General features: G+C 64.0%; 12 protein-coding genes. 10 read left to right on the top strand and 2 right to left on the bottom strand.

The window, feature by feature from the left end; translation table 11 throughout:
- Window positions 1–91 precede the first annotated feature (91 nt).
- Window positions 92–856, top strand: a complete 765-nt coding sequence (locus ACIOVD_RS24560; RefSeq protein ID WP_095171267.1) for a sulfite exporter TauE/SafE family protein — start codon at window positions 92–94, stop codon at window positions 854–856.
- Here ACIOVD_RS24560 and ACIOVD_RS24555 read toward each other — a convergent pair.
- Window positions 846–1,160 carry a putative quinol monooxygenase gene (locus ACIOVD_RS24555; protein WP_320333594.1) on the bottom strand — a complete coding sequence of 105 codons (315 nt, stop codon included), beginning with the start codon at window positions 1,158–1,160 and terminating at the stop codon, window positions 846–848. The genes ACIOVD_RS24560 and ACIOVD_RS24555 overlap by 11 nt on opposite strands.
- 203 nt (window positions 1,161–1,363) lie before the next feature.
- Here ACIOVD_RS24555 and ACIOVD_RS24550 point away from each other — a divergent pair, with 203 nt between their 5' ends.
- From ACIOVD_RS24550 to ACIOVD_RS24525, 6 genes are all read left to right on the top strand, one after another.
- A complete protein-coding gene (locus ACIOVD_RS24550) occupies window positions 1,364–1,960 on the top strand; it encodes an NAD(P)H-dependent oxidoreductase (RefSeq protein WP_401130714.1) in 597 nt (198 codons plus the stop codon).
- Between the two features lie 44 nt (window positions 1,961–2,004).
- Entirely contained in the window at window positions 2,005–2,916 is a 912-nt protein-coding gene (locus tag ACIOVD_RS24545; RefSeq protein WP_095171262.1) for a LysR family transcriptional regulator, read from the top strand.
- 139 nt (window positions 2,917–3,055) lie between these two features.
- Window positions 3,056–4,723 (top strand): gamma-glutamyltransferase, encoded by a 1,668-nt coding sequence (gene ggt, locus ACIOVD_RS24540; protein ID WP_401130712.1) that lies wholly within the window; start codon window positions 3,056–3,058, stop codon window positions 4,721–4,723.
- A gap of 347 nt (window positions 4,724–5,070) precedes the next feature.
- Complete coding sequence (locus ACIOVD_RS24535; RefSeq protein ID WP_401130710.1) at window positions 5,071–6,420, top strand: GntP family permease; 1,350 nt, start codon at window positions 5,071–5,073, stop codon at window positions 6,418–6,420.
- 13 nt (window positions 6,421–6,433) lie between these two features.
- The gene (locus tag ACIOVD_RS24530) at window positions 6,434–7,294 is read left to right on the top strand and encodes a MurR/RpiR family transcriptional regulator (protein WP_095171256.1); all 861 of its coding nucleotides are present in this window, start codon (window positions 6,434–6,436) and stop codon (window positions 7,292–7,294) included.
- A gap of 1 nt (window position 7,295) precedes the next feature.
- Entirely contained in the window at window positions 7,296–8,765 is a 1,470-nt protein-coding gene (locus ACIOVD_RS24525) for an amidohydrolase family protein (RefSeq protein ID WP_401130708.1), read from the top strand.
- A 517-nt stretch (window positions 8,766–9,282) separates the two neighbouring features.
- Here the strand turns inward: ACIOVD_RS24525 and ACIOVD_RS24520 are convergent.
- Window positions 9,283–10,311: an AraC family transcriptional regulator gene (locus tag ACIOVD_RS24520; protein ID WP_095171252.1), complete on the bottom strand. Its 1,029-nt coding sequence runs from the start codon at window positions 10,309–10,311 to the stop codon at window positions 9,283–9,285.
- 211 nt (window positions 10,312–10,522) lie between these two features.
- Between ACIOVD_RS24520 and ACIOVD_RS24515 the strand changes: the two genes are divergently transcribed.
- The 3 genes from ACIOVD_RS24515 to ACIOVD_RS24505 all read left to right on the top strand — a co-directional run bounded on the left by ACIOVD_RS24515 (window position 10,523) and on the right by ACIOVD_RS24505 (window position 15,350).
- A complete protein-coding gene (locus tag ACIOVD_RS24515) occupies window positions 10,523–12,118 on the top strand; it encodes an FAD-binding oxidoreductase (protein WP_320333599.1) in 1,596 nt (531 codons plus the stop codon).
- 4 nt (window positions 12,119–12,122) lie between these two features.
- Window positions 12,123–13,706, top strand: coding sequence for a glycerol-3-phosphate dehydrogenase/oxidase (locus ACIOVD_RS24510; RefSeq protein ID WP_401130705.1), 1,584 nt, complete (start codon window positions 12,123–12,125; stop codon window positions 13,704–13,706).
- A gap of 75 nt (window positions 13,707–13,781) precedes the next feature.
- Complete coding sequence (locus ACIOVD_RS24505; RefSeq protein WP_095171246.1) at window positions 13,782–15,350, top strand: FGGY-family carbohydrate kinase; 1,569 nt, start codon at window positions 13,782–13,784, stop codon at window positions 15,348–15,350.
- The last annotated feature ends 334 nt before the right edge of the window (window positions 15,351–15,684 follow it).

Below are 15,684 nucleotides of genomic sequence, written 5' to 3'. Positions count from 1 at the left end.
CCGCGATGAAATCTATGACTCTGTTAAAGCAAGAGGCAGCCTCAGTATATGGCAGATTTTCACAAGCCCGCGAACACGCCACGATAAGCCCATGAACACACTTCTGGCGTTTTACCAAAACCTCGGTCTGGCCCTTTCATTGCTGGTGATCGTGACCTTCCTGATGGCCGGCATGATCAAGGGGGTGATCGGCCTTGGCCTGCCGACCATCGCCATGGGCTTGCTGGGCCTGGCTATGGCACCGGCGCAGGCTGCGGCGTTGCTGATCATCCCGGCGACCCTGACCAACCTCTGGCAACTGGCGTTCGGCGGACACTTGCGCGCCCTGGTGCGGCGGTTGTGGCCGATGCTGTTGGCAATTTTTCTCGGCACCGGCGCAGGCACCCTGTGGCTGGGGATCGACGGCGGGCAGTGGGTGGTGCGGGCGTTGGGCGGCGCGTTGTTGCTCTACGCCCTGAGCGGCTTGCTGTTGCCCGCCTTGCGAGTCGGTGCCGGCCACGAGCGTTGGCTGGGACCGTTGTGTGGCGTGCTGACCGGGGTCATCACGGCGGCCACCGGGGTCTTTGTGATTCCGGCGGTGCCGTACCTGCAAGCGCTGGGGTTGGGCAAGGATCAATTGGTGCAGGCGCTGGGCCTGTCATTCAGCGTCTCGACCCTGGCCCTGGCCGCCGCACTGCTGTGGCGCGGCGCACTCGGCGGCGGTGAGCTGAGTGCGTCGCTGCTGGCGCTGATTCCCGCGGTGCTCGGCATGTGGCTGGGGCAATGGCTGCGCCAGCGGATCAGCGCCGTGCTGTTCAAACGGGTGTTTTTTATCGGACTGGGCTTGCTTGGCGCTCACCTGCTGGTCAACGGCTAGCGGATGACGGGCTGAGCATGTCGATCTGGCGGATCTCGAAATCGCGCTCCAGGTAATCCATGCGCTTGGCAAAGAATGCCTGCATGTGCGGCAGGTTCGAGTGCCGGTCCAGATCAGCCTGGGACGCCCAGATCTCGTAGAAGATGAACAGTGTCGGGTCCTGCTGGTCGCGCAGCATGTGGTACTCGATGCAGCCCGGCTCCGCGCGACTCGGTTCGACGTAGGCGTGGAACAGCGCGGCAAAGGCCTCGGCCTGCTCCGGGCGGGTTTTGGCGTGCAGGATAAAGCCTTGTTGCTGGTTCATGGAGAACTCCTCTTGAGTGGATGAGGAGAATTTTACGGCAACAATCAGCAGCTAATTCGTGCGTATAGGTCAAATGTATTTTGCCGCAACAGGGCTTATTCAGCAGGGGGGCGATCTATAACCTGCCGTCATCGAATCAAACCTTACTGACCCCGCCACCTGTTCCAGGCAGCGGTGGATCAAACCCAGATGACGAGGCTTGCATGAAAAAAGTTCTGTTGCTCAACGGTGGCAAACAATTCGCCCACTCCGACGGTCGCTACAACACCACCCTGCATGAAGCCGCGATGAGCGTGCTGGATCAGGGCGGTATCGACATCAAGGTGACCCACATCGACGAGGGGTACGACATCGCTGAAGAAGTCGCGAAGTTCCTCTGGGCCGATGTGATCATCTACCAGATGCCGGGCTGGTGGATGGGAGCCCCCTGGACCGTGAAAAAGTACATCGACGAAGTCTTCACCGAAGGCCATGGCAGCCTCTACGCCAGTGACGGTCGCACCCGCTCCGACGCCTCGCAGAAATACGGTAGTGGCGGCCTGATCCACGGCAAACAGTACATGCTGTCGCTGACCTGGAACGCGCCGCAACAAGCGTTCGACGACCCCACTGACTTCTTCGAAGCCAAGGGCGTGGACGCGGTGTATTTCCCGTTCCACAAGGCCAATCAGTTCCTCGGGATGAGCGGCTTGCCGACCTTCCTCTGCGTCGACGTGATGAAACGTCCGAACATCGAAGCCGACGTGGCCCGCTACACCCAGCACCTGAAGTCCGTGTTCAACTTGCCGGCCGCTGCATGAGCTAGTATCGGCAGCCAGAAGCGCTGCCGAGAACGAGGACACACGTGAAAGCCAGATCCGATGAGTTGCAGATTTTTGTCTGCGTGATCGAGTGCGGTTCGATATCCGCGGCGGCCGAGCAGGTCGGGCAAACGCCGTCGGCGGTCAGCCGCACGCTGTCGCGCCTGGAGGCCAAGCTCGACACCACGTTGATCAATCGCACCACGCGGCGCATGGACCTGACTGAAGAGGGCAAGTATTTCTTCGAGCAGGCCAAGCGCATCCTCGATCAGATGGAGGAACTGGAAGAACGCTTGTCGTCACGCCACAGCACGCCGTCCGGGCGTCTGCGGATCAACGCGGCGTCACCCTTCATGCTGCACGCCATCGTGCCCTACATCGATGAGTTCCGCCGGTTGTACCCGGACATCCAGCTGGAGCTCAACAGCAACGACCTGATCATCGACCTGTTGGAGCAGAGCACCGACATTGCCATCCGCATCGGTGCCCTGGCCGACTCGACCCTGCACGCGCGTTCGCTGGGCTGCAGTCCGCTGCACATCCTCGCCAGCCCCGCCTACCTGGAACGACACGGCACCCCGACCACCGTGGCCGAACTGGCCGGGCATACGCTGTTGGGGTTCACCCAGACCGAAACCCTCAACCACTGGCCGCTGCGCCATGTACACGGCGACCGCTGGCAGATCGAACCGAGCATCAGCGCCTCCAGCGGCGAAACCCTGCGTCACCTGGCGCTCGAAGGGCAGGGCATTGCCTGCCTGTCGCACTTCATGACCATCGCCGACCTCAAGGCCGGCCGCCTCAAGCTGCTGCTGGCCGAAGCCAACAGCGGCTACCGTCAGCCGATCAACGCGGTGTACTACCGCAACTCGCAACTGGCCTTGCGCATCCAGTGCTTCCTGGACTTTATCCAGGGCAAGCTGGCGGGCTACGCCAACGAGGTGTTCGACGGCTGATTCACCCCCAGGGCACGGTCAGTGCAACGCATCACAAAACGGCTGCCTGCGGGTGGCCGTTGGCGTTTTTGGATTGCTCAACACCCACGCCAGGGCCTATGGTTCCACCTGCCTCAATAACAAGAAAAGGATGGATCTCATGCGTTATGTTTTGTTCAAGACCCTGACGCTCGCCGTGGCGATTGCGGCCAGCTCGTCATCATTCGCGGCGCTGCTCGAGGGGGGCGCCGTGGCGGCGCCGAACCAGTATGGCGCCGACGTCGCCGCACAGATCCTGAAGAAGGGCGGCAACGCGGTCGACGCTGCGGTAGCAACCGCCTTTACCCTGGCGGTGACTTACCCGGAAGCCGGCAACATCGGCGGTGGCGGCTTCATGACGATGTTCATCGACGGCAAGCCGTACTTCCTCGACTACCGCGAAACCGCCCCGAAGGCGGCGACCCGTGACATGTACCTGGACGACAAGGGCGAGGTCATCGAGAACCTCAGCCTGGTAGGTTCCCGCGCAGCCGGCGTGCCGGGCACGGTGATGGGACTGTGGGAAGCGCACCAGAAGTTCGGCAAGTTGCCCTGGAGCGAACTGATCACCCCGGCCATTGGCTACGCCAAGACTGGCTTCAAGGTCGCCGACAAGCAGTACCAGTACCGCGAAGATGCGCTGAAGCTGTTCAACGGCACCACCAACTTCGCCGACTACTTCGGCAGCATGAAACCCGGCGAGACCTTCCGTCAGCCGGAGCTGGCCGCGACCCTGGAGCGCATCGCCGACAAGGGCGCCAACGAGTTCTATCAAGGCCAGACCGCGGACCTGCTGATCGCCCAGATGAAGGCCGACAAGGGCTTGATCACCAAGGAAGACCTGCACGACTACAAGGTCAACTGGCGCGAGCCGCTGACCGTCAACTGGCGTGGCAATACCCTGTACACCGCGCCGCCACCGAGTTCCGGCGGGATCGCCCTGGCGCAACTGATCGCCATCAAGGAAGACCGCGCCGCGGACTTCAAGGGCGTCGAGCTGAACTCGGCGAAGTACATTCACCTGCTCGCCGAAATCGAAAAACGGGTGTTCGCCGATCGCGCCGACTACCTGGGTGATCCGGCGTTTTCCGATGTGCCGGTCAAGCAGCTGACTGATCCGGCCTACCTGAAAAAACGCGCGGCCGAGGTCAACCCTACGGCCATCTCGCCAACCGAAAAAGTCCGTCCAGGCCTGGAGCCCCACCAGACCACGCACTTCTCCATCGTCGATGCCGACGGCAACGCGGTGAGCAACACCTACACCCTCAACTGGGACTACGGCAGCGGTGTAGTGGTCAAGGGCGCAGGCTTCCTGCTCAACGATGAAATGGACGACTTCAGCTCCAAGCCCGGCGTGGCCAACGCCTTTGGTGTGGTCGGCGGCGACGCCAATGCCATCGCCCCGGGCAAGCGCATGCTGTCGTCGATGAGCCCGAGCCTGGTGACCCGCGATGGCAAGGTCACCCTGGTCCTGGGGACCCCGGGCGGCTCGCGGATCTTCACCTCGATCTTCCAGGTGCTGAACAACCTCTATGACTACAACCTGCCGCTGGAAAAAGCCGTGGCCGCGCAACGCGTCCACCACCAGTTGCTGCCCAAGGACACTATCTACTACGACGCCTACGCGCCACTCACCGGCAAGGTCGCCGACGAGTTGAAAGCCATGGGCTACACCCTGGAAGACCAGGGCTGGGAGATGGGCGACATCCAGGCCATTCGTATCAACGGCAACCAACTGGAAACCGCCTCCGACCCACGGGGGCGTGGGGTTGGCAGTGTTGTGAAATAACCTGAAGCCCGCTCCTGTCGAAGGTCCGTGTCACGGCCTTCGGTTCAGGAGCGGGCTTATCGGGCCAGCGCCTCGCAGCAACAGACCCTCTTGCCCTGCGGCGCGCTTACCAATGCCTTCGCCGGCAAGTCGGCTCCCGCGCACGCAGATGGCCTCTAGTCCTGCGTCGCCCTTGTCGGGCATGAAAATCCCGCCTGCGCATTTTCATTAATCACGACACGACATATCCATTAGCGACACTTCTTGTCTGTGCGCGAAAGTTAGTTTCATTGCGTTTGAAAACACATCCTCGAAATGATTTATGAGTTTCACAACACATCGACGTGATCCTTTTCGAGGAGTACCGCATGGCACTGTCTTTCGGCTATTGGCTGCTGGTGTATGCCGCCGTGGCCATCATTGCACTGATCGTTCTGATCGCCCGTTATCGGCTCAATCCGTTCATCGTCATTACCCTGATTTCCATTGGCCTGGCCCTGGTGGCCGGGATGCCGCCGTCGGGTGTGGTGGGGGCGTACGAGGCGGGAGTGGGCAAGACCCTGGGGCATATTGCGCTGGTGGTGGCGCTGGGCACGATGCTCGGCAAGATGATGGCCGAGTCCGGAGGCGCCGAGCAGATGGCGCGTACCCTGATCGATCGGTTCGGTGAAAAGAACGCGCACTGGGCGATGGTCTGCATTGCCTTTCTGGTGGGCTTGCCGCTGTTCTTCGAGGTCGGTTTTGTGTTGCTGGTGCCGATTGCCTTCACCGTCGCACGGCGGGTCGGGGTGTCGATTCTGATGGTGGGTCTGCCCATGGTCGCCGGCTTGTCGGTGGTGCATGCGCTGGTGCCGCCCCATCCGGCGGCCATGCTGGCGGTGCAGGTCTATCAGGCGTCGGTGGGGCAGACCTTGCTGTATGCGATCCTGGTGGGTATCCCGACCGCGATCATCGCCGGCCCGCTGTACGCCAAGTTCATCGTACCGCGCATTCAATTGCCGGCGGAGAATCCATTGGAGCGGCAGTTTCTCGACCGCGAGCCACGGGACAGCCTGCCAGGCTTTGGCATCACTATGGCGACGATCCTGTTGCCGGTGGTGTTGATGCTGATCGGTGGCTGGGCCAATCTGATTTCCACGCCGGGCAGCGGCTTCAATCAGTTCCTGTTGTTCATCGGCAACTCGGTGATCGCGCTCTTGCTGGCGACGTTGCTGAGCTTCTGGACCCTGGGCCTGGCCCAGGGTTTCAGCCGCGAGTCGATCCTCAAGTTCACCAACGAATGCCTGGCGCCGACCGCCAGCATTACCTTGCTGGTGGGGGCGGGTGGTGGCCTGAACCGAATCCTGGTGGAGGCCGGGGTCACTGATCAGATCGTCAGCCTGGCCCATGAATTTCATCTGTCGCCACTGCTTATGGGCTGGTTGTTTGCCGCGTTGATGCGCATCGCCACGGGCTCGGCGACGGTGGCCATGACCACCGCGTCCGGCGTGGTGGCGCCGGTGGCCATTGGTCTGGGGTATCCGCACCCGGAGTTGTTGGTGCTGGCGACCGGCGCAGGCTCGGTTATCTTTTCCCACGTCAATGACGGCGGCTTCTGGTTGATCAAGGAATACTTCAACATGACCGTGGCCCAGACCTTCAAGACCTGGACGGTCCTGGAAACCTTGATCTCGGTGGTCGCGTTCGGCCTGACCCTGGGTCTTTCCTATGTGCTTTGAACAGGTGCGCTAAATGGACATCCTTTATCAGATCCGCGCCCGCCAGGACTCTTTCAGTGCCGGCGAAGGACGCATCGCGCGACTGATGCTCGAAGACGTCGGGTTTGCCGCCTCGGCCAGCCTCGACGAACTGGCCCGGCGCGCCGACGTCAGCAGTGCCACGCTGTCGCGGTTTGCCCGCAGTGTCGGTTGTCGCGACCTGCGTGACCTGCGCCTGCAACTGGCCCAGGCCAGTGGTGTCGGCAGTCGCTTCCTCGACCCGGCGGGGCGGCCGGCGCAGTCGGCGTTCTACCGGCAGATTGTCGGCGACATCGAGACCACCCTGCGCCAACACCTGTCGGGTTTCGATGAGTCGCGGTTTGCCGATGCGGTGAAACTGCTGGGCCAGGCGCGGATGATTCATGCCTTTGGCATGGGTGGCTGGTCGGCGCAGTGCAGCGCCGAACTGCAAGTGCGCCTGGTGCGCCTCGGCTACCCGATTGCCGCCTGCCACGACCCGGTGATGATGCGCGTAACGGCCGCGTCCCTGGGCCCGGAGCACGTACTGCTCGCCTGCTCGCTGACCGGCATCACCCCGGAACTGCTGGAAGCCGTGGAGCTGGCGCGCAGCTACGGCACGCGGGTGCTGGCGATCACCCTGGGCGACTCGCCGCTGGCCGCGCTGGCCGATGTGCTGCTGCCGTTGCAGGGGGCAGAAACCTCTTTCATCTACAAGCCGACCGCCGCCCGTTATGGGCTGTTGCTGGCAATCGACGTGCTCGCCACCGAGCTGGCACTGGCGCAACCTGAAGACAATCAAGAGCGTCTGCGGCGAATCAAGCTCGCCCTCGACGACTATCGTGGCGGCGATGACCATCTGCCGCTGGGAGACTGACATGCAGTACCACACGCTGATCCGCAACGCCTCGATCATCGATGGCAGCAACCGCCCCGCGTACCCGGCGGACGTGGCCATTTTCAACGGCCGGATCGAAGCCATCGGCGACTTGCGCGATGCCCATGCCGATGAGGTCATCGACGCGGCCGGACGGGTGCTGGCGCCAGGGTTCATCGATGTGCACACCCATGACGACACGGTGGTCATCCGCCAGCCGCAGATGTTACCCAAGCTCAGTCAGGGAGTGACCACGGTGATCGTCGGCAACTGCGGAATCAGCGCGTCGCCGGTGAGCCTGCGCGGCGATCCGCCGGACCCGATGAACCTGCTGGGCACCGCGGCCGCCTTCGTCTATCCGCGTTTTCGCGACTACCGCGCGGCCGTCGAAGCGGCGCACCCGAGCGTCAACGTGGCGGCGCTGGTAGGCCATACGGCGCTGCGCAGCAACCACCTCGACGACCTGTTGCGCACTGCCACGGCGCAGGAGATCAGCGCCATGCGCGGGCAATTGCGCGAAAGCCTGGAGGACGGTGCGCTGGGCCTTTCCACGGGACTGGCGTATGCCAGTGCGTTCAGTGCGTCTACCGACGAAGTGCAGCAACTGGCCGAGGAGCTGGGCGCGTGCAGTGCGGTCTACACCACCCATTTGCGCAGTGAGTTCGAACCGGTGCTGGAGGCCATGGACGAGGCGTTCCAGATCGGTCGGCATGCACGCAGCCCGGTGATCATTTCCCACCTCAAGTGCGCTGGGGCTGGCAATTGGGGGCGCAGTCCGCAACTGCTGGCGGCGTTGGAGCAGGCGGCGAAAACCCACCCGGTGGGGTGTGATTGTTATCCCTATGCGGCCAGTTCCTCGACCCTGGATCTCAAGCAGGTCACTGATGCCCATCGCATCACTATCACCTGGTCGACGCCGCACCCGCAGGTCAGTGGGCGTGATCTGCTGGATATTGCTGGCGAGTGGCACGTGCCGCTGCTGGAGGCGGCGCGCCGCCTGCAACCGGCGGGCGCGGTTTACTACGGCATGGATGAGGCGGATGTGCGGCGGATCCTGGCTCATCCGTTGTCGATGATCGGTTCCGATGGTTTGCCTGAGGATCCGTTTCCGCATCCGCGGTTGTGGGGGGCGTTTCCTCGGGTGCTGGGGCATTTCAGCCGGGATGTCGGGTTGTTTCCATTGCACACTGCGGTGCACAAGATGACGGGGTTGTCGGCGGCGCGCTTTGGCTTGCAGGCGCGGGGGGAGATTCGCCAGGGATATTGGGCTGACCTGGTGTTGTTTGATCCGTTGTTGGTGCGCGATGTGGCGGATTTCAGTGATCCGCAGCGGTCGGCGGTGGGGATTGATGGGGTGTGGGTCAATGGGGTTCGCAGTTATGTGGATGGGCGGGCGAATGGGCGGCGGGAGGGGCGGTTTCTGGCGCGTGAGGGGGATTTGCGGGTGGGGTTTGGGGTGTCGGTGAGTTAGGGTTTTTTGGGGCATATCCGTTGCTGCGGTAATGGCGGCTTAGGGTTTCGCCCTTACGGCGAGGCACTTTTGTCAGACGACACAAAAGTACCCAAAAAGTCTTGCCCCAGCGTTCGGCCCCTCGCTAAGGCTCGGGGTACCTTCGCTACGGTATCCATCAGGGGGCATCGCCTACGGTTTGCTTCGCTGCACCTCCTCTCGATGCATGCGGCTTCGCCGCACGGCGCTACGCGCCTGCCCCCTGATGGACACCTTCGCTCAGCCTGCCGAAGGGGCAGGTGGATCAAGATCAAAAGCAAGAGCACGGCGACCTGGCAGTCGGCCTGAGTGGTAAGAGCGGGCGAGGCGGCCTGCCGGCCGACCTGTTTGCCCTGGTGTCGCGTTCCCTTGTGGGAGCGGGCTTGCCCGCGATGGCGATCTGCGCCACACCGCATATCTCGGCAATACCCCAATCCCCTGTAGCAGCTGCCGAGCCCGCGAGGCTGCGTTCGAGGACGCAGTCCTCGCCGCCTTCGACTCAGTCTCCATCGGCCTCGCGGTGCATCTGGCGGAATTCGCCTGGGGGCATGCCGCGGCGGCTTTTGAAGGTGCGGTGGAAGGAGCGTGGTTCGGTGAAGCCCAGGTACTGGGCGATGTCCTGGATCGGCAGGGTGCTGTGCAGCAGGTAGTGCTCGGCCAGTTCCTGGCGCAGGTCATCGAGGATCTGCTGGTACGAGGTACCGGCCTGGTGCAGTTGGCGCTGCAGGGTTCGTACCGAGATGGCGAACTGTTCCGCCACCTGTTCCTTGCGCGGCAGGCCTTCCTTGAGCAGTTGGCGCAGGATGTTTTTCACCCGTTGTTCCAGCGAGGCGTCTTCCAGTGTGGCCATCAGGCCCAGGGCGTGTTCTTCCAGGGTGCGCAGTAATTGTGCGTCGGCCTGGCGCAGTGGCAGTTGCAGGTACGGCAGGGGCACGACCAGTGCTGAATAGGGCTGGCCGAACAGTACCGGGCAGTCGAAGAATTGCTGGTAGGACGCTGGGTCGGTGTCGCTCGGCAGCGCATGTTCGAACCACACCGCGGCGGGCGAGAGGTGGGTGTCGGCGATCCAGCGTGCATATTGCAGCCACGAACCCAGCACGTTTTCCACCAGGTGGCGGCGGATGCGCGGGCGCTGGTGGCGGCAGTTCCAGATCAGGTGCACGTGCTCGCCCTGCAGCTCGGCGCGGCTGACGCCCATGTCGCCTACCAGTTTCTCGAACGGCATGATGCGATTCATGGCGTCGCCCAGGGTCGCGCAGTTCATGGTGATGTAGCCCAGCACGCTCCAGGAGTTGGGCAACACGAAGCGCGCCGAATTAAGGCCGAACAACGGGTCGCCGGAGTGTTCGCAGAAATAATCCAGCAGGCGTTCATGGGCCTCGCCCGGCAAGCGCAGGCTGTTGTCGCTCAATTGCTCGACCTGCAACCCGGCCGCCGCCAGCGCCGGTTCGATGGCCAGACCCAGCTGTTCGGCATGGCGCACGTACTTGAGCAGCGGGGGGAGCGAGGTGTAGCCGAGGGATTGCATGATCGGGGTCCTTTGATCGGGGCAGACTGGCGCGGGTCAAGACCCTGAAAGGTAGTTTGAAAGCACAGCTAAAGTAAATGCCTGGAGCCGGGTTCGCGTGTTGGCTCAATTGGCTACTCGCGCTGGCCGGATGCGACCGTGACAGGCGCGGGGGGCTGGCTAGTATAGGCGCCTGAAATGTCACTTATAAGAACCGCAAAAGGACACACGCATGCGACGCTGGAACGGCTGGGGGGATGCAACCACGGTGGTCGAATTGCCGGCCCAGGGCGCGGGGTTTCTCGCCGCACGGGTGGGCACCGGACGGGCATTGCCCGACGCCACACTGGAAACAGCCCTGGCCCGGGTTCCGGCTTCGCGCCTGGCGGAGCACCCGCTGTATAGCGTGCAGGCCCATGACCGGCTGATGCATGCCCGTGGCCAGAGCCTGCCGGACTGGCTGGCGCTGCGTGAGGGCGCGTTGGGCGTCTACCCCGACGGGGTGGCCTTCCCGCAGAGTGCCGAGCAGATCCGCGAGTTGCTGGCGCTGGCCCAGGAGCGCGACCTGTGCCTGATTCCCTACGGTGGCGGGACTTCGGTGGCCGGGCACATCAATCCCCCGGCCTCCACCCGCCCGGTGCTGACGGTGTCCCTGGCCCACATGAACCGTTTGCTCGACCTCGACGAGCAGAGCCTGCTGGCCACTTTCGGCCCCGGCGCCAGTGGGCCGCAAGTGGAAAGCCAGTTGCGTGCCCGGGGTTACACGCTTGGGCATTTCCCGCAGTCGTGGGAGTTGTCGACCCTCGGCGGCTGGGTGGCGAGTCGGTCCAGCGGCCAGCAGTCGCTGCGTTATGGACGGATCGAGCAATTGTTCGCCGGCGGCACCCTGGAAACCTTCGCCGGGCCGCTGCAGATCGCGACCTTTCCGGCCTCGGCCGCGGGCCCCGACCTGCGTGAGGTGGTGTTGGGGTGTGAAGGGCGGTTCGGAATCATTTCCGAGGTCAAGGTGCGGATCAGCCCGCTGCCGGCCGACGAACGTTTTTATGGGGTGTTCCTGCCGAACTGGAGCCAGGCCCTGCAAGCCATCCGCCAGTTGACTCAGGCCCGTGTGCCCCTGTCGATGCTGCGCCTGTCCAATGCCGTGGAAACCGAAACCCAGCTGGCCCTGGCTGGTCATCCGCAACAGATCGCCTGGCTGGAGAAGTACCTGTCCCTGCGCGGGGCGGGTGCCGGCAAATGCCTGCTGACCTTCGGCGTGACCGGCAATCGGCGGCAGAATGCCCTGTCCCTGAGCCAGGCCCGCCAGCACTTGAAAGCCTTTGGCGGGGTGTTCACCGGGACCTTGCTGGGCAAGAAGTGGGCCCAGAACCGTTTCCGTTTTCCCTACTTGCGCGAGAACCTGTGGAACGCCGGCTACGTGGTGGACACCCTGGAAACCGCCACTGACTGGAGCAATGTCGACAACCTGCTCAATCGCATCGAAACCAGCCTGCGCGACGGCCTGGCGGCGGAAGGCGAGCAGGTGCATGTGTTTACCCACCTGTCCCATGTCTATGGCGAAGGCTCGAGCATCTACACCACCTACGTGTTCCGCCCGGCGGCCACTTACCCTGCCACCCTGGCGCGCTGGCAGGCGCTCAAGCACGCGGCCAGCCAGACCATTGTCGAGCACCACGGCACCATCAGCCACCAGCACGGCGTGGGCAAGGATCACGCCCCCTACCTGTTGCGCGAGAAGGGCGCGCTGGCCATGGAAACCCTGCAGGCGCTGAGCCAACACTTCGATCCGGCCGGGCGTCTGAACCCCGGCACCCTGCTGCAGGAGTGAGGGCATGAGCCAGGACTGGAATGCCGCGTGGCGCCAGCAGGTCTTGCCGACCCTGGCGCAGCAGAGCTGGGACCTGATCGTCATCGGCGGTGGCATCAGCGGCGCCGGGATCCTGCGCGAAGCGGCCCGTCGCGGTTGGCGCTGCCTGCTGCTGGAGCAGCGCGACTTTGCCTGGGGCACTTCCAGCCGCTCCTCGAAGATGGTCCATGGCGGCTTGCGCTACATCGCCAAGGGCCAGTGGCGCCTGACCCGCGACTCGGTCCACGAGCGCCAGCGCCTGCTCGACGAAGCGCCGGGGTTGGTGGAGCCCATGAGTTTCATGATGCCGCACTACCGTGGCGGGTTTCCCGGGCCGCGGCTGTTCGGCGGGCTGTTGACGGTGTACGACGCCCTGGCCGGGCGGCGTAACCATCGCTTTCATGACGCCCAGCAACTGCGCTACCTGGCCCCCGGGCTCAAGGAAGACCAGTTACTGGGCGGCACCTGTTTTGTCGATGCGCTGACTGACGATGCGCGCCTGGTGATGCGGGTGCTGGCGGAAGCGCGGGCGGATGGCGCTCTGGCGCTCAATGGCGTGCGGGTCGAGCAATTGCTGCGCGAAGACGGTCGGGTCTGCGGGGTGCAGGTCGCGGACAGTGAGGGTGGCGAGCCGTTGCAGTTGCGCTGTCGCACGTTGGCGGTGGCCACCGGGGCCTGGGCCGAGCGCCTGCGGCCCAATGATGCCCCGGCGCAGTTGCGCCCACTGCGCGGCAGTCATCTGTTGCTGCCGGGCTGGCGCCTGCCGGTGGCCCAGGCCTTGACCTTCCTGCATGCGCGGGATCGGCGGCCGGTGTTTGTATTTCCGTGGGAGGGCGCCACGGTGGTGGGCACCACGGACCTCGATCACCAGGATGATCTGGACCAGAGCGCGAGCATCAGCAGCGAAGAACTCGAGTACCTGCTGGCCGCCTGTGCCCAGCAGTTTCCCCAGGCCGAGGTGGTGGCAGACGATGTGCTGTCGACCTGGTCGGGGGTGCGTCCGGTGGTGGGCAACGCCCGTGGCGAGCAAGCGGGTAAGCCGTCCAATGAAACCCGCGAGCACGTGTTGTGGCTCGAATCCGGCTGCGTGACCCTGGCTGGCGGCAAGCTGACCACGTTCCGCCCGCAGGCCCTGGAAGTGCTAAAGGCCTGTGGGCAGATGCTCGGGCGCGAGGTCAGCGATGACGGTGCGCCGGTGTTTGCCAGCGTGCCGACATTGCCCATCCCCGGACTCAGCGCCAGCCAGTGGCGGCGCCTGGCCGGACGCCATGGCCGCGACTTGCCACGCCTGGCGCGGTTGCTCGAGCAACTGGGCTGCGCCAGCGTCGGCGCGAGCGACACCCTGTGGGCGGAACTGGCGTTCGCCTGCGACGCCGAACTGATCCTGCACCTAGACGACCTGTTGCTGCGCCGCACCCGGATTGGCCTGTTGCTGGCCCAAGGGGCGGCAGATTATCTGCCAGCCATTCGCCGTCTGTGCCAGCCCCGCCTGGGCTGGGACGATGCCCGTTGGCAGGCAGAAGAACAGCGTTATCGAGCCCTGTGGCAACGCCATCACGGTTTGCCATGAATCTCCCGTCAAGGCTGTTACGGGGCGTCAGTTGCCAACGATGTGTAGATATCAGTGCCCATTCAAGAGAGCTCCATGGATAACGACAAGAATAAGCGCTACCTGCTGGCAATCGACAATGGCACCCAGAGCGTGCGCGCGTTGCTGTTCGACCTGCAGGGCAATCTGTTGGGCAAGGGCAAGGTCGAGCTGCAGGCCTACTACTCCAGCCAGCCCGGTTGGGCCGAGCAGGACCCGGACTACTACTGGGCCAAACTGGGCGAGGCCTGCCAGTTGTTGTGGCAGCAGACCGGCGTCGACCGCTCGCAGATCGCCGGGGTGTCGCTGACCACCCAGCGCGGCACGCTGATCAACGTTGATGCCCAGGGCCAGGCTCTGCGCCCGGCCATCCTGTGGCTCGACCAGCGCCAGACCGAAGTCGAAGGCGGGATCAAGGGGCCCTGGGGCTGGCTGTTCAAACTGGTCGGCGCCCAGGCCACCGTGGACTACTTTCGCGCGCAGGCCGAAGCCAACTGGATCGCCCGGCATCAACCCCAGGTGTGGGCGGCGACCGACAAGTTCCTGCTGCTCTCGGGGTTTCTCACCCATCGCCTGTGCGGGCGGTTCGTCGACTCGGTGGGCTGCTGTGTCGGTTACCTGCCGTTCGACTTCAAGCGCCTGCGTTGGGCCGCGCCTGCCGACTGGAAATGGCAGGCGCTGGCGGTCCGTCCGGAGCAGTTGCCGAGCCTGCTCAAGCCTGGGGAAACCCTGGGCCACATCAGTGCCGAGGCCAGCCGGCACACCGGTATTCCCGAGGGCGTGCCGCTGATCGCCGCGGGAGCCGACAAAGCCTGTGAAGTGCTGGGCGCCGGCGTGGTCGACCCCGCCACGGTGTGCCTGTCCTACGGGACCACGGCGACCATCACCACGACCCGCTCGCGCTACCTGGAAATCGTCCCGTTGATTCCGCCGTACCCTGCCGCGGTGCCGGACCAGTACAACTGCGAAGTGATGATCTACCGCGGCTACTGGATGGTAAGTTGGTTCAAGAATGAGTTCGGCCTGCGGGAAATGCAGCAGGCCAAGGAGCAGGGGCTGGAGCCGGAGCAACTGTTCGACGCCCTGGTCAACGCGGTGCCGCCTGGCTCCATGGGGCTGATGCTGCAACCCTACTGGTCGCCGGGCATCCGCGAGCCGGGGGTGGAGGCCAAGGGTGCGATGATCGGCTTTGGCGACGTGCACACCCGGGCGCATATCTACCGGGCGATCCTCGAAGGCCTGGCCTATGCCTTGCGCCAGGGCAAGGAGAATCTCGAGCGGCGTTCCAAACAGCCGATCCAGCGTTTGCGGGTGGCCGGTGGCGGGTCGCAGAGCGATGCGGCGATGCAGCTCACGGCGGACATTTTCGGCCTGCCGGCGGAGCGCCCGCATGTCTATGAAGCTTCTGGGCTGGGGGCGGCCATTTGCTGTGCGGTGGGGCTTGGCCTGCATGCCGACTTCCCTTCGGCAATCGCGTCGATGACTCGGGTTGGAACGGTGTTTTATCCACAGCCCGAGGCGCAGCAGATGTATGAGCGGTTGTACAAGGAGGTTTACCTGCGCATGTACCGTCAGCTCAAACCGCTGTACCAGAGTATTCGGCAGATCACCGGGTATCCTGCCTGATGTGTGGGCGCGAGCCTGCTCGCGATAGGGCCCGCACAGCCAACACCAGTGCAGCCTGGCACTGCGCTATCTTTGCTGGTGTCCGAATTTCCCCTGTGGGAGCGGGCTTGCTACCGTGGCGGCCTCTGGGGTATTGGATTAGGCAGAGTACATATCCATTTCTTCGGTAACGGCCTCCTATGGTTCCGCCTGACGGCGGCTCACTTTTGAACAGCGCAAAAGTAAGCAAAACGCTCTTTCCCCACCACTCGGCACCTCGCTTAGGCTCGGTGTTCCCTCACTCCGGCTTGAATCCGTGGGCCGCCGCCACGCGCCATCCATGGCGCGGGGCGGC

Origin of the sequence: Pseudomonas sp. NPDC087626, assembly GCF_044743405.1 — a bacterium.
Lineage (GTDB): Bacteria > Pseudomonadota > Gammaproteobacteria > Pseudomonadales > Pseudomonadaceae > Aquipseudomonas.
This window is presented reverse-complemented; position numbering and strand designations above follow the sequence as displayed.

Coding starts and splice junctions, on each gene's coding strand:
- ACIOVD_RS24560 (WP_095171267.1), top strand. CDS start 92: ATGAACACACTTCTGGCGTTTTACCAAAACCTCGGTCTGGCCCTTTCA.
- ACIOVD_RS24555 (WP_320333594.1), bottom strand. CDS start 1,160: ATGAACCAGCAACAAGGCTTTATCCTGCACGCCAAAACCCGCCCGGAG.
- ACIOVD_RS24550 (WP_401130714.1), top strand. CDS start 1,364: ATGAAAAAAGTTCTGTTGCTCAACGGTGGCAAACAATTCGCCCACTCC.
- ggt (WP_401130712.1), top strand. CDS start 3,056: ATGCGTTATGTTTTGTTCAAGACCCTGACGCTCGCCGTGGCGATTGCG.
- ACIOVD_RS24535 (WP_401130710.1), top strand. CDS start 5,071: ATGGCACTGTCTTTCGGCTATTGGCTGCTGGTGTATGCCGCCGTGGCC.
- ACIOVD_RS24530 (WP_095171256.1), top strand. CDS start 6,434: ATGGACATCCTTTATCAGATCCGCGCCCGCCAGGACTCTTTCAGTGCC.
- ACIOVD_RS24525 (WP_401130708.1), top strand. CDS start 7,296: ATGCAGTACCACACGCTGATCCGCAACGCCTCGATCATCGATGGCAGC.
- ACIOVD_RS24520 (WP_095171252.1), bottom strand. CDS start 10,311: ATGCAATCCCTCGGCTACACCTCGCTCCCCCCGCTGCTCAAGTACGTG.
- ACIOVD_RS24515 (WP_320333599.1), top strand. CDS start 10,523: ATGCGACGCTGGAACGGCTGGGGGGATGCAACCACGGTGGTCGAATTG.
- ACIOVD_RS24510 (WP_401130705.1), top strand. CDS start 12,123: ATGAGCCAGGACTGGAATGCCGCGTGGCGCCAGCAGGTCTTGCCGACC.
- ACIOVD_RS24505 (WP_095171246.1), top strand. CDS start 13,782: ATGGATAACGACAAGAATAAGCGCTACCTGCTGGCAATCGACAATGGC.